This window comes from Burkholderia pyrrocinia (assembly GCF_022809715.1).
Classification (GTDB): Bacteria; Pseudomonadota; Gammaproteobacteria; order Burkholderiales; family Burkholderiaceae; genus Burkholderia; species Burkholderia pyrrocinia_C.
Map to the genome: position 1 here is coordinate 691,074 of NZ_CP094461.1, position 17,871 is coordinate 708,944.

The following is a 17,871-nucleotide window of genomic DNA, read 5'->3' on the forward strand; positions in this document are numbered from 1 at the left end:
CGGGAAATTATCCATTCATCGCGCGGCACGCGCCGGGGTCGCCCGGCCTGCCCGCTGAGCGACGCCATCCTAAAAGACGACACCGGGTTGACCGAATGCTTCGCACTGCTTGACGGACTCTGTCGCGGCCGCATGCAGGCACTGCGCGAAACGACGCCCGTAACCGCGCACGGAACCGGCATCCGGGCCGGCGTCGGCCGCCGCACGCGGCTGTGCCGGCGCGGCCGGACGACGCTGGCCGAATCCGCCGACACCGCCGAATTCGGCCACCGGCGACCACGCGGGGCGGACCGCCAGCGGCGGCGGCGCAAGCGGCGCAAACTCGTCGTCCGCATGCACGACCTTGCCGCCGACGACCGTCAGCACCGACGACAAGGATTTGATCTGCGCGTCGTCGATCGTGAAGTAGTCGTCCGTCAGCACCGCAAAATCCGCGTACTGGCCGGGCACCAGCGCGCCCTTGCGGTCGTCCTCGTTCGAGAACCATGCGCTGCCGACCGTATAGCGGCGCAGCGCTTCCATCCGGCTGAGCCGGTTGCGTTCGGGGTAGAGCGCCGTGCCGCCGACGGTGCGCCCGGACACCATCCAGTACAGCGACACGAACGGGTTGTAGCTCGCGATGCGCGTCGCATCGGTGCCCGCGCCGACCGGCAGCCCGGCCGCCAGCATCGCGCGGATCGGCGGCGTGCGCGCGGCCGCTTCGGCGCCGTAGCGCGCAATGAAGTACTCGCCCTGGAACGCCATCCGGTGCTGGACCGTCACGCCGCCGCCGAGCGCGGCGATGCGCGCGATGTTCGCATCCGAAATCGTCTCGCAATGATCGAAGAACCAGCGCAGCCCGTCGAACGGGATGTCGCGGTTCACGGCTTCGAGCACATTGAGGAAGCGGCCGATCGATTCGTCGTAGGTCGCGTGCAGCCGGAACGGCCAGCGGTGCCGCACCAGCAGCCGCACCACCGCGGCCAGCTCAGCCTCGAGCGCGGCGGGCAGATCGGGGCGCGGTTCGAGGAAATTCCCGAAATCGGCTGCCGAATACACCAGCAGCTCGCCGGCGCCGTTCATCCGCAGGAACCCGTCGCCGTCGCCGGGCTGCGCCAGCGTCACCCATCGCGCGTAATCGTCGAGTTCCTGTCCGGCATGCTGCACGAACAGGCTGTAGGCGATGCGCACCGTCAGTTCGCCGCGCTTCGCGAGCGCCATGATCGCGCCATAGTCGTCCGGATAGGCCTGGAAATCGCCGCCCGCGTCGATCGCGCTCGTCACGCCGAGGCGGTTCAGTTCACGCAGGAAGTGCCGCATCGAATTCATCTGCTCGTCGTAGCCGAGCTTCGGGCCCTTCTCGAGCGCCGCATGCAGGATGCCCAGGTCCGGGCGCGCGATCAGCATGCCGGTCGGCCTGCCGAGGCGATCGCGCTGGATTTCGCCGCCGGGCGGATCGGACGTATCGCGGCCATAGCCGATCGCGCGCAGCGCGGCCGCGTTCAGCAGCGCGCTGTCGCCCAGGTGCATGATGAAGACCGGCGTGTCGGGCGCGATCGCGTTGAGCTCGGCCGCCGTCGGCCCGCGCTTTTCCGCGAACTGGAATTCGGTCCAGCCGCCGACGACGCGCACCCACTGCGGCGCAGGCGTGCGCAGCACCTGGCGACGCAGCATGCAGAGCGCATCGGCGAGCGTCGGCACGCCGTCCCAGCGCAGTTCCAGGTTGAAGTTCAGGCCGCCGCGGATCACATGCAGGTGCGAATCGTTCAGCCCCGGGATCACGGTGCGGCCGTTCAGGTCGATGCGCAGCGTGTCGGCGCGCGCATGGCGCATCACCTCGTGCCCGCTGCCGGTCGCGAGGATCCGGCCGTCCTTCACCGCGAGCGCGGTCACGAACGACTGCCGGTCGTCCTGCGTCGCGATCTTGCCGTTGCATACGATGAGGTCCGCCGTTGCGGCGGATTCCGTCGCCTTAAGCACCGTCCGGCCTCCTGTTTGCGCCGAAAGCCGGCATACGGCCGCACGCGGCATGCACCCGGATTGACGATACACGGACCATCCACTTCCCCTTGAACGTTGATCGATCGGACCGGCAGGCTGCGGCGCGATGGCGCGGCTGCGTCCTGCGCGGGCCGGGCGCGCCGTCACGCCACCTGCTGCATCGCATCCGCCGCCTCATGCCGCATCCGCGTACGGCCCGTCGACGGCGTCGTGTCCGGCCGGACGAAGTTCTGCACGCGCGCCAGCCGGCGCACGTCGAACGCACGCGATTGCGGATCGAAATACCCTGACAGACTGGCCAGCAGCGACGAAGCCTGCCCGGTCCGCCCGCGCTCGATCAGGTGATCGGCGAGATCGAGCGTGCCGCGCAGCGCCCACATCGCGGCCCCTTGCCCGTTCGCGGTATGGATCCCCATCAGCAGATGACGGTGCCCGTCGGCTTCGCAGGCGATCGCGAGGTCCGCATCGGCGCTGCGTGCCTGTTCGAGCATCGCGAGCCCCCTGGCGCGCAGCAGCTCGGGCACGAACAGGTGCTCGCCGTGCGTGCGGCAGCGCGCGAGCGTCGCGTCGAGCTTCGTGCATGCCTCGGCCGCGCGGCCCGTGCGCGTCAGCCCTTCCGCGTACGCGACGATCAGCGGCGCGAGCGTGCGCTGAAAGCCGCTCGCCTCGATGCGCCGCAGCGCGGGCTCGAGCCGCGCGAGACCGGCACCGGGGTGCCCGGTCTGCATGTCGAACTGCCCGGCAAGACATTCCGCGTGGCCGAGCCAGACGTCGAAGCCGTTCGCCTCTGCGGTCGATCGCAGCGTCCCGAGATAATCGGAAATCACGTCGTGATCGCCATAGCGCAATGCAATCGGCACGGCCGCGGCGCCGAGCACCACGCACAACGCCGGCGCCGAATCGCTGCGGCGCGCGCATTCGACCGCCTGCGCCGCCAGTCGCATCGCATATTCCGGGTCGCCCTGCATCCACACGAGCCGCGTCAGCATCGTCCGGCCGAGCGTCGCGACGTCGATCCCGAGCGCCGCCTCTGCACAGGACGGTTCGCCGACCTCGGCCAGTTCGGCCATCGCCGCCTCCAGCCGCTCGCGCGCCTGCGCATGCTCGCCGAAGTAATGCAGCGAGGTCGCGACCATCGCGGTCGCCAGCAGCCGCTGCGACCGGTCGCCCCGCCGCTCCGCGGCGCGCTCGAAGCGCGTCGCGTAGCGCAGCGATTCGTGGATGTCGGAGCGCGTCAGCATCGTGTTCCACAGCCCGACCAGCGCACGCGCGTCGAACGCCTCGTCGCCGATCCGGCCCGCGAGACCGAGCGTCCGGTCCCACATCGCCGCGGCCGTGTGCGTATCGCCGTCGGTATGCAGCAGCGCCGCCGCATAGGCCGCGCGCAGGCGCATTTCGCGCGCCGCATCGATGCCCCCGGCCGCCCCGGCCTCGATTGCGTCGAGCGCTCGCCTCGCCGGTATCGAACATTCGCGCATCCGCGCCGGCTCCCGCAACGCGAGCGCCAGCGCGTCCGCTTCCAGCGCGTGCGGCTCGGCCGCCGCGGGCTCGCCCGGTGCCGGCGCAGGCTCGCCCGCGGCGAGACGCAGGCTCGCGAGGTCCGCGGCTTGCGCCTGCGTCAGCATCCGCGCTTCCCCCTGCTCGCGTTCGTAGCGCGCATGACGCTCGGCGACGGCTTCGAATTCGCCCTCGTTGTGCAGCTTCTCGAGCGCATACGCGCGCGTCGATTCCGTCAACCGGTAGCGCGCCTGCGCGCCGTCGAACTCGACGGTCACCAGCGACTTCGCGACCAGCTCGCCGAGCACCGCGATCATCCCGGCGGCCGACATGCCGGGGTCCATCGCCACCTCGCGGGCCGCATCGAACGTAAACGGGCCGATGAAGCACGCCATGCGACGAAACAGCGACCGCGCGGCCGCATCCAGCAGCACGTAGCTCCAGTCGAACGTCGCCCGCAGCGTCTGGTGGCGCGGCAGCGCCGAGCGCAGCCCGCCCGTCAGCAGGTTCAGCCGGTCGTCGAGACGCGACGCGACCACCTCGAGCCCGAGCGTCGCGACGCGCGCGGCGGCCAGTTCGATCGCCAGCGGCAGTCCGTCGAGGCGCCGGCAGATGTCGCCGATCAGCCTGACGCCGGCCGCGTCGACCTCGCAATCGGGCGTGGCGGCGCGAATCCGCGCCAGAAACAGTTCGACGGCCGAATGGCGCACGATCTCGTCGACGGACGCGCTGCCGTCCGGCACCGCCAGCGGGGCCACGCGAAACACGGCTTCGACCGAGATATGAAGCGGCTCGCGGCTCGTCACGAGCACGCGCAGCGGCGCGGCGCGCGACGTCAGCGTTTCGACGAGGTCGGCCACCAGGTCGACGACGTGCTCCGCGTTGTCGAGCACGAGCAGGCCGCGCGAAGCGGCGAATGCGTCGCCGATGCGGTCGGCGGCAGGCACGCCGTCCGTGTCGAGCCCCAGTGCCGCGGCAATCGCGAGCAGCACGTCGTCGCGCGTCGCGGCACTGGCCAGCTCCACGAACAGGCCACGCTCGCCGGACCGGCTGCGCAGCTCGTGCACGACGCGGTTGGCCAGGCTCGTCTTGCCGATGCCGCCCGCACCGACCAGCGTGACGACCGGCGCACGTCCGATCATGTCGACGATCTGCTCGATCTCGGCCTGACGTCCGACCAGCGGAACCGGATGAAAGGCAGCGGCAACCTCGGGCGGACAGTCGGCCGCGCGCGGCGCCGCCGAATGCGCGACCGGCGGCTGCGCGATCAGCAGGTAGCCGCGGCCCGGCACCGTCTTGATCAGGTCGCGGTTCGCGCCCAGTGCCTTGCGCAACGTCGCGACATGGACCTGCAGCCGGTTTTCCTCGACGATCAGGCCCGGCCAGACGGCATCCATGATGTCGTCCTTCGACACGACGGAACCGTTCGCGCGATGCAGTACTTCAAGGATGTCGAGCGCGCGTGCGCCGATCCGCAGCGACGCGCCGTGATGGCGAATGTCGCGCTGCTCGAAATCCACCGACAAATGCCCGATCTGGATCATGGCCGCCTCCAGGTTCCCCACGATGACCGCCATGTGAACGCACGGTTCACCGGGGCGGGAGTCCGCACCCGGCCAGCCCTGCAGGCCGGGCGCAAAGTCTCAAAAAGTGGGCCGAGTGTAAACGCGGGTTAAACAAAAATCTTGAAGGAAAATGCGCTGGCGCCGTGCAGAAAGGCATGCCGCCGAACCCGCGGCGCGCGATTGCAAATGGGGCAGCATCGATCGGAATCGCGCCTTCGCTGGCCGGCCGGGCCTGGCGCGGCATGGATCGACCGCTTCAAGCATTCCGTCAGCCAGCGGACATTTATTCAAGTTATCTTGGGCCTGTCGGCCGTGCTATACACTGCACGCAACCAGGATGCTCGCGCACCGCCCCCCATCGAAGGATCGTTCCACCATGCCAGCCCCTCTCGCCGCGCCACCGGCGCCTACGCCGAAAGACACGCTCGGATGCATCTCGACCCTGTTGTCCAAGGATATTGAAAGGTCGGTCGGCGGCCTGACGCTGCACCGCAAATGCATGCGCGACGAGCAATTCGAGCGCATCGAGATGGCGGCCAGCGACCGCGGCTTCCTGATCGGCGTGTCGCTGAATGGCGGGCACCGGCGCACGATCTACGGCGGGGCCGGCAAATCCGAGCGGCGGTTTCAAAACAACTCGATCTACATTCGCGACTTTTCCCGGAATTTCCGCGCCGACCTGTACGGCAAGTTCGACTTCCTGCTCGTCGAGCTGTCGCGCAGCTACCTCGACCGTCTCGGCCGCGAGCACGACGGAACGGAAATCGGCGGCCTGACTTGCGCGCCCGACACGCAGGACGCGGTGCTGGGCCATCTCGCGCACGCCGTCGCCCACAGCCTCGACGCGCCGGGCGCGCTGAACACGCTGTTCGTCGAGCAGATGGGGCTCGCGATCGGCACGCATCTCGCATGCCGCTACGGCAATGCGCACGCGCGCGACCTGCAGCGCAAGGGCCTGCTGTCGCCGGCCAAGGCCGCGCTCGCGAAGGAACTGCTGATGGAAAAGGCCAACCTCGGCGTATCGATCGAGGAAGTGGCCAACGAATGCGATCTGTCGCGCGGCTATTTCATCCGCGCGTTCTCGCGCACGACGGGCCGCACGCCGCATCAATGGCTGCTCGAACAGCGCGTGATCCGCGCCCGGCAACTGATCGAGACGACCGACATGACGCTCGCGGAAATCGCGGCCGCCTGCGGCTTCGCGGACCAGAGCCACCTGAACCGCGTGTTCGCGCGCATCGTCGGCCATCCGCCCGGCGCATGGCGGCGCGAACTGTCGCGCTGAAGCAGCCGCCACGCGCGCGCCATGCGCGTCATTGAAGCGGCGTCGCGTCGTAATTGACCGGCACCCAGTCGTACTGCTCCCCGTCCCTGCGCAGATGCCCGAGCCCGGGAAACGCGATGTGCGCGGCACCGACCAGATAACGCTTGTCCGCGACGCGCTTCAGCGTAGCGCGCCGGGTGCGGCGCGCCGCATCGGCATCGCTGTCGTACTGGACGGTCGCGTCCGGATCCTGCAACTGGATCGCCGCGACGTGCACGATGTCGCCCCACGCGAGCAGCCCCGCGTTGCCGCTCTCGATCAGATAGGCCGTATGGCCCGGCGTATGGCCGGGCATCGGCACCGCGCGAATGCCGGGGGCGAGCGTCGCTTCGCCGCGAAAGGTCTTGAAGCGTCCGGCCGCGACGTACGGCGCGACCGACGCGGCCGCCGCATCGAAAAACGACGCGAGGAACGCGGGCGCCTGTGCCTTGTTGTCCGGATCGAGCCAGTAATTCGCTTCGATCTCGTTCACGCGAACGACCGCATTCGGAAAGGTCATCCTGCCGTTCGACGCAATGCCGCCGACATGATCCTTGTGCAGGTGCGTGAGCAACACTTCGTCGATCTGCTCCGGCGCATAGCCTGCCGCGCGCAGGTTCGCGAGCAGCTTGCCGCAGCAGTCGCCATACAGCACGCCGGCGCCCGTATCGACGAGAATCCGCTTCGATCCCGTATCGACCAGGAACGCGTTGATCGACCCCTGTACCGGCGGCTCGAGAAACTCGCGATCGAGATCGCGCCGGATGTCGTCTTTCGACACATCGCGGAAGACCGTATCGACCGGAAACGGATGCGTGCCGTCGGACAGCGCGACGATCCGGAGGTCGCCGAGCTTCTGCCGATAGAAACCGGGGGCCTGGTTGCCGCCGCCCGGCTCGCCCGCGAACGCGACCGATGCGAGGATACCGGTGCACCACGCGATGAGCAGCATGCGGCCCGAGCGCGCCGCGCGCGTGCGCCAGTTCAGGTTCTTCATGTCCGTTTCCCGGTTGTGTATCGACGTTGCGACGTTGCGACGTTGCGCGCCGCCCGGCCGGCCCGGCCGGCGAGATGCACGCGACACCGAGCTTACCGGCCGGATTCGCAATAATCCTGAGCGGGACATGAATCGTTCTGAAGGCCGGGCCCCGGCGGCGCCGGCCCGGATTCAGGCGGCCCGGTCACGCGCGTGCTGCGCGGCAATCAATGCATCGCGAAAGACGGCAGCCGGCTGCGCGCCGCTGACGACCGACTGGCCGATGCGCGTCGACGGCACCGAAGCAACGCCTTCGCTTGCCGCCTGCGCTTCGAGCGCGACCACCGCGTCGAGCCCTTCGCCGGACGCCAGGAACGCACGCACCGCGTCGCCCGGCAAACCGGCGCCGGCCGCAATCTCGACCAGCACGTCCGCATCGCCGATATCGCGGCCGTCGCGGAAATACGCGGCAAACAGCGCGTCGACGAGCGCGACCGCGCTGCCGCGTTGCTGGGCGAACCAGACGAGCCGGTGTGCAAGCCGCGTGTTCGGCGTGCGTGCGATCCGCGCATGATCGAACACGAGGCCGGCCGCCCGGCCGGCTTCGGCCACATGCGCGTCGAGTGCCTGCGAACGCGCCCAGCTGCCGAACTTCGCGCTCCGGTACGCCTTGCGGTCGATGCCGCCGGCCGGCATCGACGGGTTCAGTTCGAACGGCACGAACCGGACGCTCACGTGGCCGGCCAGGCCGGCTTCGTCGATCGCCTCCGCGAGCCGGTGCTCCGCGATCCAGCACCACGGGCAGATGAGGTCGTAGGTCACCGTTACTTCGAGGGGTTTCATCGCAGGCTCCTTCCTGTACATTGCAGTCCGGAAGATAGCGCGTGCGGGCCGACGATAGAATGCGAACGGCACGCAATGCATCGTTGCGGCGCGCACAAAGGCACGAAGACACGAAGTCACAAAGGCGACGACATGGACAAATTCTCCGCGCTGCGCGCGTTCGTGGAAGTAGCGGAAGCCGGCGGCTTCTCGAGCGCGGGACGGCGCCTCGAGCTCGCGGCGTCGTCGGTGGTGCGCGCGGTGGATGCGCTCGAGGCGTCGCTCGGCACCGTGCTGCTGAACCGCACGACGCGACAGGTCACGCTGTCCGATGCCGGCTCCGTGTACTACGCCCGCGCGAAGCGGCTGCTCGAGGAACTCGCGGAAGCCGACGCACTGGTTTCCGATCGCGGCGACGAGCCGTCCGGACCGCTGCGCGTGTCGGTGCCGGTCGCGTACGGCGTGCGCCGCATCGCGCCGCACGTCGCGGCCTTCCTCGCACGCTATCCGAAGCTCGACCTCGACCTGCAGCTCACCGACGAACGCGTCGATCTCGTCGCCGGCCGGATCGACGTCGCGATCCGGCTCGGTGAAGCAGCGCCGTCCGCGGAAGTCGTCGCGCGGCCGCTCGGCACGTTCCAGCGCTATGTGGTCGCGAGCCACGACTACCTCGATGCGCACGGCACGCCATCGGCGCCGGGCGAGCTGGTCGATCACGGGTGTCTGCGCTTTCACTTCGGCGGCGACCAGCAGGCGTGGACGTTTGCCGATGCGCACGGCACGACGAAAGTGCTCGTCGCCGGGCGCCTGAAGTCGAATCACAGCGAGGTGTTGCGCGATGCCGTGCTCGACGGCGCCGGCATCGCGCTGCTGCCTGACTGGCTGGTCGATGCCGACGTGCAATCGGGCCGCCTGCGCAGGCTCTTCGAACAGTACGACGTCACGCCCGATGCGGCGCGCTCGGTCGTCACCGCGCTCTACCTGCCGAATCAGCGCGGCTCGAAGCGCGTGACGGCGTTCATCGATTTTGTCGAAGCGCTGGCGCGCGCGCAGCACTGAGCGGCGCGGCGCGCCGCATTACCAGCCGAACTTCGCTTCCATGCCGACATAGTCGGCATTGCGCGCACCGAGCGCGCGAATCGAGTTGGCGATCTGGAAGTGCACGGCCTCGACGGCCAGCGCCACGTTCGCATTGACGAGCCAGTCCACGCGGGCCTGCGCATACATGCCCGTCCACGAACCGCCCTTGCCGGCCGTGCCCGGCACCGCCGACATCCCTTGCCCGTAGATCGCGTCGGCCGTCGACTCGCGCCACTGGAAACCGACCGCGGTCAGCACCGTCACGTTGCTGGCCGGCTTGAACGTCAGCGAAGGCTTCACGTGAATCAGGTTGCTGTAGCCGGTGTAGCCGGCCAGCGTGAAGTAATAGCCGTTCGGGAACAGCGGGTTGAAGGTGCCCATGCGCCCGTCGCCGGGATGCTTGTCGCCCGACGCGCCGTCGACCTGAATGCCGATGCGCGGCGTGCCCGCCGTCTTCGTGAACGTATAGCCGCCCAGCGCGCCGAACGCCCACGCACCGATCGTGTCCTGCCCGATGTGCCCCGTCTGGAGCATCGCCTCGACGTCCCAGTCGAGCCGGCCGGATTTGCCCGCGTAGCGCATGTCGAACACGTCGCGCCGCTCGGTGCCGGCCCCGGCGAGATAACGCGCGTTGTCGCGCGTATAGCGCGACCAGTAGGCCGACAGGTCGCCGGGGCCCGTGCCGCTGCGCTCGACGCGCACGCCGTCGAATCGCAGGTGCCGGTTCGACACGTCGTCGAACACCGCGTCGTTGCGATATTGCACCGGGCGCGTCACATAGCCGATCAGCCGCCATTTGCCGATTTCGTAGTTCGCCCACAGCGCGTCGAACGCCTGGCGCACGTTCGGCCCGTCGCGCACCGACACGAACCGCTGCAAGTCGAACGCCATCTCCTGCCGGCCGATGCGGGCCTTGAGCGTGCCGCCGCCAATTTGATCGACATACGCGACGAACGCCTGCTCGATATCGAGCTGATCCTTGTCGACGGGCCCGACCGTATCCTTGCCGAACGGCCGCGCATCGACGAACTGGACGAACGCCTGGAAATGCCCGGCATAACGCAGATCCGCATGCACCGTCGCACGCTGGATCACGTAATTGTCGTCATGCGCGGCGCCAAGCCCGAACAGCGGCGCGTTGTTCAGCTCGAAGCGCTCGCGCAGGTTCGCGCCGAGCGACAGGTAGGTCGACGGGTCGGCGCCCAGCGGGATGTACTTCAGCGCATCGAGCGGCTTGCGCGGCACGCACGGATCCGCGAGTGCCGACCAGTCTTCCTGCCAACGGTTGAACAGCACGGTCGGCCGCTTGGCCGTACACGTCGCGCCGGCGGTCGAGGCCGGCGCCGCGGCATCGGCCGCCGCGGCTTCCTCGGCGCCGGCCGCCGTCCCGGCGCACGTCGCGACGCCGCCTGCCAGCACGGCGGCCGGCAGCACGCGCCGCCACGCCCGTCTCATCGGCCGGCGGCCCATCATTTCGACCGCGCGTGGATCTCGGCGACGTAGCCGCCCGGGAACTGCACGAGCGCCGCATCGCGCCCGTCCGACGTGAAGGTCGGCACCAGCACGGTCACGCCCGCGGCCTGCGCCTGCTTCAGCGTCGCGGCCAGATCCTGCACTTCATAGCCGGTCATCTCGCGGCCGAACGGGTAAGGCAGATGGCCGTCAGTAGCCAGCACGGTCATCTTGCCGAAGCCCGACTCGATGCGGATGCGGCGATACGTGTCGTTCGGCCGGCCGATCTCGATGCCCGGCGCCTTGCGCACGTCGGACACGACCTTGCCGCGCGAGAACGCGACGAAGTCGTGCACCAGCTTGCTCGCGCTTTCCGGCGACACGTACACGCGGTTTTCCGGCACCGTCTGCAGCGGGTCATACTTCGGCGCCTGGGTGTGCCAGTAGAGTTGCATGTTCACGCCGCCCGGCCAGCGGACGATCGCGTCGCGACCGATCGGATCGGGGAACGTGTCGACGATCACGTCCGCGCCGTGCGCGCGCGCCGACTTCACCGCGACGTCCATGTCGGTGACGAGATAGCCGGTGCGCTCCTCGCAGAACGGATACGGAATCGGCGTCTTGAAGCCGAACACCGAGACCGTGCCGACCGGCGTCAGCACCAGCTGCGACATCGTCTGGCTCGGCGTCGGCGTGACCTGGAACACGCCCTGCTTCGACTTCTTGCCGCCGAACGTCGCGACGAAGCTGTCGGTGAAGCGGTCGAAATCCTCCGGTGCGACGCACACGTGCGTCGTGTCGTATTGCGGGCCGACCGCGACGGCCGGCACCTTCGCGGACGAGGTCTCCAGCAGGCGCGTCTCGTCGGCATGAGCCGGTGCGGTCGCCAGCAAAGCGCCGAGCACGGCCGTCGACGCGGCCGTCATCCGCAATACTTGTCGCAACTTCAGTGCAAACATCGAATTCTCCTTGAAAGTGGCAAGCGCAGCCGTATGCTGCGCGCGCATTCAGCGTGACGTCGGCCGCGTGTCGGGCCGACCGGATTGATAGGCGAGGAAGCACAGCGCGGCGAGCGGCAGCGCCAGTGCCCAGAAGGCGGCGAACACATAGGCCGCCGCCCCCGCGCCCGCCCCGAGCGCAAAGCCCGCGACCGGCGGCAGCGTGCGCCGCAGCCGCACCCGCGCGGCGTCCCGTTCGACAGGCGCTGCGAGCGGCACGAGCCAGTCGAACGCATCGATCACTGCCTGCGTGACATTGCCCGTCATCACCGTGTTGGCGACGACCGAGCGGGCCGTCAGCCGGCCGTGCGCGTTCTGGACACCCATCGCCGCGGCGCCGAGCAGGCCGCACAGGATCGTCCTCGGCGCGTCGGCGTCGGCGATCGGCGATGCCATCACGCCGGCCAGCATGAACCCGGCCAGCAGCACGGCCTGCAGCGCATACAGCGAACGTGCGCGCACGCCATGGCCCAGCACGCGCATCCGATGGTCGAGCACGCGCGCGCCGACGATGCCGGCGATGAAGGCCGGAAACGCGAGCCACTTGATCACGAGCCCTTGCCCGACGCCCGCCAGCCCCGAACCGATCAGGATGAAGTTGCCGGTGACGTGCGCAGTGAACAGGCCGAACAGCGCGACGAAGCCGAGCGTGTCGACATAACCGGCGATCGACGCGAGAAACACGTCCTCGCCGCGCACGTGATCGGGCGCGGCGGCGGCGGCGCCCGCGGTTACTTGCTGCGAAGGCATGAGCCGGTTTCCTGGAATGTGTCGACTGCGCCGGCGCCCGACGAGATCAGATAAAGCATGTTCCGCTCCGGTTTCGCCGACGGGTCCGGCTTGCCGACTGGCATCCGGCCCATGCGGCGGTTCGGAAGCTAGAGTAGTGAAGGCCGGCCTGAATGTCTTGGCGGCGGCCTGAAATTTTCTGAATCCGCCGGCTCGCGCGCAGGACGGAGGCGCCGGTCCGGTTCGACGCAGGGCGATACCGCAAGGAATTCAGCGCCGCAACAAAAGCCGCGCTGCAAACCGTATTCGCGGCCCCGATCGTGTTATTTTTCGATCGATAGTTTAGGCATGCGCGCCATCAGGAGCCGACGAATGACCGAAAGAAAACGCAGCACGCCGGCCCGCGAGCCCGGGACCGACACCGACGGCAACGCCGTCACGCCGGGCCGCCGGCTCGCGCCGGAAGCGCGCGAGCGTCAGATCGTCGAGAAGGCGATCGAGCACTTCGCGACGCACGGCTTTTCCGGCAGCACGCGCGAGCTCGCGCGGCAGATCGGCGTCACCCAGCCGCTGCTGTACCGGTACTTTCCGAGCAAGGAAGCGCTGATCGATCGTGTCTACGACGAGATCTATACGTGGGATCCCGACTGGGAAAAGCTGATCGCCGATCGCGCGGTCCCGCTGCAGGAGCGGCTCGTCGCGTTCTACCGCGCGTACGCGCAAACCATCCTGCGGCGCGAATGGATCCGCACCTTCATCTTCGCAGGGCTCAGCCGCGAGGGGTTCAACACGCGCTACCTGTCGCGGCTGCGCGAACGCGTATTCCTGCCGGTGCTGCGCGAGCTGCGGTACGAATACGACATCGCCACGCCGGCGACGGAGGCCCAGCGCAATGCGGAAATCGAACTGGTCTGGAGCCTGCACGCGAGCATCTTCTATTTCGGCGTCCGCAAATGGGTCTACGGCCTGCCGGTGCCCGACGATCTCGATACCGAAATCGAACGGCTGATCGACGCATTCCTGCACGGCACGCCCGCTACGCTGAAGCAGCTCGCGTCGGGCGCGACCGGCCGGCGCCGCCGGCGCGCGTGACGCGGCGGCGGCCGGCGATCGCGCGCGGGTCGCGTGCAACTGCGGCGCGACGGTCGATGACGGTCGATGACGGTCGATGACGGTCGATGACGGTCGAATCGGCATCCGGCATTTTCGCGCCCGGGCTCCTTGGTCGGTCGCGCCGACCGTCGGACCGCCGCTTGCGGCGCGAATCACGCGAGGATCAGGAAACACCGGCCATCCGCTGACAACGTGATCGTGATATAGCGGCCGATGCCGGCCGCGCGCACCACCAGACGAATTCAGAACAATTTATCCGGCACGCCGCGCGCTTCGCCTATCCTCGACAAGTATTCGCGCCCGCGCCTGCCGTGCGCGGGACGAACCGGACAGGGACCGTCACATGACCATCGCCACGCCTTCGATCACCCATCACACCGTCACCGCGAACGGCATCCGCCAGCATTACATCGATGCCGGCAGCGGGCCCGTCGTCGTGCTGCTGCACGGCTTCCCGGAAACCAGCTTCGCGTGGCGCTTCCAGATCCCCGCGCTGGCGCAGCGCTACCGCGTGATCGCGCCCGACCTGCGCGGCTACGGCGAAACCGACAAGCCGGCCGCCGGCTACGACAAGCGCAACATGGCGCGCGACCTCGCCGAACTGCTCGACACGCTCGGCATCGGCCGCATCGCGCTCGTCGGGCACGACCGCGGCGCACGCGTCGCAACGCGTTTCTCGAAAGACTTCCCCGAACGCGTCGACCGGCTCGTCGTGATGGACAACGTGCCGACGCGCATCGTCGCGCAGAACATGACCGCGCAAACGGCGCGCGCGTACTGGTTCTTCCTGTTCCACCAGGTGCCGGACCTTCCCGAGGCGTTGATCGCCGGCAAGGAAGCCGAATGGCTGAGTTATTTCTTTTCCGACTGGTGCTACAACCCGCACGCGATCTCCGGCGACGCGTTCGACACGTACGTGCGCGCGTATCGACGCCCGGGCGCCGTGCGCGGCGCACTGGCCGACTATCGCGCGAACGCGGAAGACGTGAAGCAGGATCTCGTCGATGCGGACGTCCGGATCGCATGCCCGACCATGGCCATCTGGGGCGAGGATTTTTATGCGGTCGGCAAGATGTTCGACATGAAATCCGTGTGGGAAAGCATGGCGACGAACCTGCATGCCGAGCCGATCGCGCAGTGCGGACACCTGCCGCAGGAGGAACAGCCGGAGCGCGTGAACGCGCTGCTGCTCGACTTCCTGAAGCACTGGGAAGGCTGAACCGCCGCGCGTGCGACGGATCATCGGGAGGAAGCAATCATGAGCGACGTTTCGGGCCCGCTGGCGGTCGTCATCGGCGGATCGGTGGGCGGGCTTTTCACGGCCACCGCGCTGCGGGCAGCCGGATGGCGCGTCAAGGTCTTCGAGCAATCGCCGAACGACCTCGACAGCCGCGGCGGCGGCATCGTGCTGCAAGCGCCGATCGAACGCGCATTCACGTTCGGCGGCGTGCCCGTGCCGCGCGATGCGGGCGTCGATTCGGTCGACCGGATCTATCTCGACGAACACGACCGGATCGTGCAACGCCTGTACATGCCGCAAACGCAGACCGCGTGGAACGTGATCTACACGGCCCTGAAGCGCGCGCTGCCCGCCGGCGTCGTGCACGCCGGCGTATCGTTCGAGCGGTTCGCGCAGGAAGGCGATCGCGTGATCGCGCATTTCACGGACGGCCGCGTCGAGCAGGCCGACCTGCTGGTCGGCGCCGACGGCGGCCGCTCGAACGTCCGCGCGCAACTGCTTCCCGACACGCGGCCCGCGTACGCGGGGTATGTCGCGTGGCGCGGGCTCGTCGACGAGCATCTGCTTCCCGAAACGGCACTGCGGGTGCTGCGCGACCGCTTCACGTTTCAGCAAGGCGACGCGCATCTGTTCCTGACCTATCTGGTGCCCGGCCGCGGCGGCGCGATCGAACCGGGCAAACGACGCGTGAACTGGGTCTGGTACCGGCGGCTCGCAGCGGATCGCCTGCCGTCGCTGTTCCTCGCGCAGGACGGCACGCAGCGCGACGGGTCGCTGCCGCCCGGCGCGATGCGGGACGACAACCGGCTCGAACTCGTGGATGCCGGCCGCCGGATGCTTGCGCCGACGCTCGCCGCGCTCGTCGATGCTACGCAGGCACCGTTCGCCCAGGCGATCCTGGATCTCGCGGTCGACCGCATGGCGTTCGGCCGCGCGGTGTTGCTCGGCGACGCGGCCTGCCTCGTCCGGCCGCACACGGCCGCCGGCGTCGCGAAAGCGGCGGAGAATGCGGTCGGTCTCGCCGACGCGCTGCGCGGCGTCGTGCGCGGCCCTGCGTTCGACGCCGCGCTGTCGCGCTGGGAGGCCCGTCAGCTTGCCGCCAATGCGTCGCTGTCCGAACTCGGCATCTCGCTCGGCACCCGGATCATGGGGCGCGCGTGACCGGTCATCGGATGCGCGGTGCGTCGTTCGATCATGCGATGGTCTTCGACATACCGCCGTCGACCTGCAACGCGGTGACGAACCTCTTATTTTTCAGATGCTCGAACCGGGCGCCGATTTCACTCGAACGCGACGACGTTCTCCTGATCCGGTCGCGCCGGGTCGCCCGACGAGGCCCACGTCGGGCTTGAAACCGTGAAGCCACACGGGCGTCTTACCGCTGCACCGCCTCAACCCGCCGCAACCAACGAATTAAACGACGTATCCCAGAACGGCGCGACATTCGCCGGTCCGTCCAGCACGCCGATACGAGCGAACACATCCGCGACCTGCTGATGCTGCGCCACCACGTCGGGCGTCACCGGCAGCAGCGCATAGTCGTCGCTGCGCTGCTCGAACATCGCGACGAGATCGGCAACCGGCACGCGCGTCTCGCGGTTCTGCACGAGCGCATAGTCGCGGAAATGCCCGTTCGCCCACGCATACGCACGTCGGAACCGCAGCAGCAGATCGCCCGTCGCTGCTCGACGGCGCGCATCGTCGAGCGTGCGCGGGTTCGCGTAGACCGGAAAATTGCCCGACAGATAACCCTTCCCCGTCTTCAGCACGCGCGCGCCGTAGCGATTGCGCGCGAGCTGGCCGTTGTAGCCGTAGATCGCCCACGCGTCGATGTCGCCGCGATCGTAAGCGGACAACCCATCCGTCGGCGACAGGTTGATCGGCTGGATGTCGTCGAAGCTCAAGCCGGCCTCCGCCAGCTGGCGATACAGGAAATAGTGCGACGTCGTCGCGCGCACGTAGCCGACGCGCTTGCCCTTCAGTTCCGCGATGCCGCGGATCGGCGTGTCCTTGCGCGCGAGCGTGACCTGGTTGTTCAGGTCTTCGCGTGCGCGGGAGATGAACCGCACATTGGCCTTCTGGCGCGCCGCGAACACCGCCGGAATTTCGCTACCCGAACCGATATCGAGCGCATCCGCATTGAGCGCCTCGATATGCAGCACGCCGTTGTTCAGCTCGCGCCATTCGATCCGGTACGGTGTGTCGCCGAGGCCGGCCGCCTGCAGCAGCGCGCGCCAGCCGCCCTTGTAGGTCGCGACGCGCAAGGTCGTGCCGGCGAGATCGGCATTGACGGCCGGCGCAGCGAACGCGGCCCTTGCGGAAAACGGGGCCAACGGGGCCGACACGACCGCGGCACCGGCGAGCAGCAGGCGGCGGCGTGCCGCCGAAATTGACGACATCGGATGCTCCTGTCAGTCGGATCAGAATCGGATAAGAAGTGAAAACCGTCGTATCAATGAAGCACCGGAAATCCGTGGCGTTCGGCCAGCAGTTCGAGGATGCGCCGCGCGTCGGTGACGAAGCGCACGTCGCCGAGCGTCTGCGCGTCGTCCGGCGCCGGCTGGTCGCGGCCGAGCACGAGCACCGGCAGGCCCTGGTGCGCGTCGTCGAGCGCGTCGATCACCGCATGCCGCGGCCGCTCGAAACCGATGCGCTTCACGTCGATGCGGCCGGCATGGTCGGGCGCGCTCGCCAGCAGCCCTTCGATCGACAGTCCATGCGGACAGACGAAGCGTCGGCCCGGATGCTTCGGATCGCTAAAGCCCGGTTCCAGCAAAAACAGTACATCGCGACTCATGTCAAACGGCTCCCGTGTTCGTTGTACGACCGGGACGAACGAGCGCATCGGCACCCTCGTGTTCCCGGAGCATGCCGGCCCGCGACCGGATGCCCGACTCTACCGTCACGCATCGCACTGCCCTACCAACGTTTTGCGAAATCGATATGCGGCCGCGCATAGCGCATCGGCCGTTCGCCGCACAAGAGTCCGTTGCATAAAAGCATCGCGAGCCGAACCGCATGCATTGCGGACATCGAACGATTTCATCGATCGATATGACCGCGGCCGCGTGTTTCCGGCGCTCGACGTTCGCCGTCGGGGCGATGCGTTCGCCGCA

14 protein-coding genes are annotated in these 17,871 nt (G+C 68.5%); 5 read left to right on the forward strand and 9 right to left on the reverse strand.

Going from position 1 to position 17,871, the window contains the following annotated elements:
- Positions 1 to 69: 69 nt before the first annotated feature.
- Complete coding sequence (locus MRS60_RS33185; RefSeq protein WP_243566936.1) at positions 70 to 1,959, reverse strand: amidohydrolase; 1,890 nt, start codon at positions 1,957 to 1,959, stop codon at positions 70 to 72.
- Positions 1,960 to 2,123: 164 nt separating this feature from the next.
- A complete protein-coding gene (locus MRS60_RS33190; protein ID WP_243566937.1) occupies positions 2,124 to 5,021 on the reverse strand; it encodes an ATP-binding protein in 2,898 nt (965 codons plus the stop codon).
- Between the two features lie 397 nt (positions 5,022 to 5,418).
- Between MRS60_RS33190 and MRS60_RS33195 the strand changes: the two genes are divergently transcribed.
- The gene (locus MRS60_RS33195; RefSeq protein WP_105392464.1) at positions 5,419 to 6,327 is read left to right on the forward strand and encodes an AraC family transcriptional regulator; all 909 of its coding nucleotides are present in this window, start codon (positions 5,419 to 5,421) and stop codon (positions 6,325 to 6,327) included.
- Between the two features lie 28 nt (positions 6,328 to 6,355).
- Here the strand turns inward: MRS60_RS33195 and MRS60_RS33200 are convergent, their stop codons facing one another.
- A complete protein-coding gene (locus tag MRS60_RS33200; protein WP_105392463.1) occupies positions 6,356 to 7,297 on the reverse strand; it encodes an MBL fold metallo-hydrolase in 942 nt (313 codons plus the stop codon).
- A gap of 216 nt (positions 7,298 to 7,513) precedes the next feature.
- Positions 7,514 to 8,164: a DsbA family oxidoreductase gene (locus tag MRS60_RS33205; protein ID WP_243566938.1), complete on the reverse strand. Its 651-nt coding sequence runs from the start codon at positions 8,162 to 8,164 to the stop codon at positions 7,514 to 7,516.
- A gap of 132 nt (positions 8,165 to 8,296) precedes the next feature.
- On the opposite strand from MRS60_RS33205, the gene MRS60_RS33210 reads away from it, so the two are divergent.
- Positions 8,297 to 9,202: a LysR family transcriptional regulator gene (locus MRS60_RS33210; protein WP_217589213.1), complete on the forward strand. Its 906-nt coding sequence runs from the start codon at positions 8,297 to 8,299 to the stop codon at positions 9,200 to 9,202.
- 18 nt (positions 9,203 to 9,220) lie between these two features.
- Here MRS60_RS33210 and MRS60_RS33215 read toward each other — a convergent pair whose 3' ends face one another.
- The 3 genes from MRS60_RS33215 to MRS60_RS33225 are packed head-to-tail and all read right to left on the reverse strand — an operon-like array spanning position 9,221 to position 12,423.
- The gene (locus MRS60_RS33215) at positions 9,221 to 10,678 is read right to left on the reverse strand and encodes an alginate export family protein (protein WP_243566939.1); all 1,458 of its coding nucleotides are present in this window, start codon (positions 10,676 to 10,678) and stop codon (positions 9,221 to 9,223) included.
- 14 nt (positions 10,679 to 10,692) lie between these two features.
- A complete protein-coding gene (locus MRS60_RS33220) occupies positions 10,693 to 11,634 on the reverse strand; it encodes a hypothetical protein (protein WP_034184659.1) in 942 nt (313 codons plus the stop codon).
- Between the two features lie 48 nt (positions 11,635 to 11,682).
- Complete coding sequence (locus MRS60_RS33225; RefSeq protein ID WP_243566940.1) at positions 11,683 to 12,423, reverse strand: YoaK family protein; 741 nt, start codon at positions 12,421 to 12,423, stop codon at positions 11,683 to 11,685.
- 351 nt (positions 12,424 to 12,774) lie between these two features.
- On the opposite strand from MRS60_RS33225, the gene MRS60_RS33230 reads away from it, so the two are divergent.
- The 3 genes from MRS60_RS33230 (at position 12,775) to MRS60_RS33240 (ending at position 15,916) form a co-directional block, all read left to right on the forward strand.
- Complete coding sequence (locus tag MRS60_RS33230; RefSeq protein WP_034184391.1) at positions 12,775 to 13,494, forward strand: TetR/AcrR family transcriptional regulator; 720 nt, start codon at positions 12,775 to 12,777, stop codon at positions 13,492 to 13,494.
- 364 nt (positions 13,495 to 13,858) lie between these two features.
- A complete protein-coding gene (locus MRS60_RS33235; protein WP_243566941.1) occupies positions 13,859 to 14,734 on the forward strand; it encodes an alpha/beta fold hydrolase in 876 nt (291 codons plus the stop codon).
- A 39-nt stretch (positions 14,735 to 14,773) separates the two neighbouring features.
- Positions 14,774 to 15,916 (forward strand): FAD binding domain-containing protein, encoded by a 1,143-nt coding sequence (locus MRS60_RS33240; RefSeq protein WP_243566942.1) that lies wholly within the window; start codon positions 14,774 to 14,776, stop codon positions 15,914 to 15,916.
- A gap of 230 nt (positions 15,917 to 16,146) precedes the next feature.
- Here the strand turns inward: MRS60_RS33240 and MRS60_RS33245 are convergent, their stop codons facing one another.
- Complete coding sequence (locus tag MRS60_RS33245; protein ID WP_034184394.1) at positions 16,147 to 17,154, reverse strand: ABC transporter substrate-binding protein; 1,008 nt, start codon at positions 17,152 to 17,154, stop codon at positions 16,147 to 16,149.
- Between the two features lie 53 nt (positions 17,155 to 17,207).
- A complete protein-coding gene (locus MRS60_RS33250; RefSeq protein WP_105392424.1) occupies positions 17,208 to 17,552 on the reverse strand; it encodes a DUF3088 domain-containing protein in 345 nt (114 codons plus the stop codon).
- Positions 17,553 to 17,871: the final 319 nt, after the last annotated feature.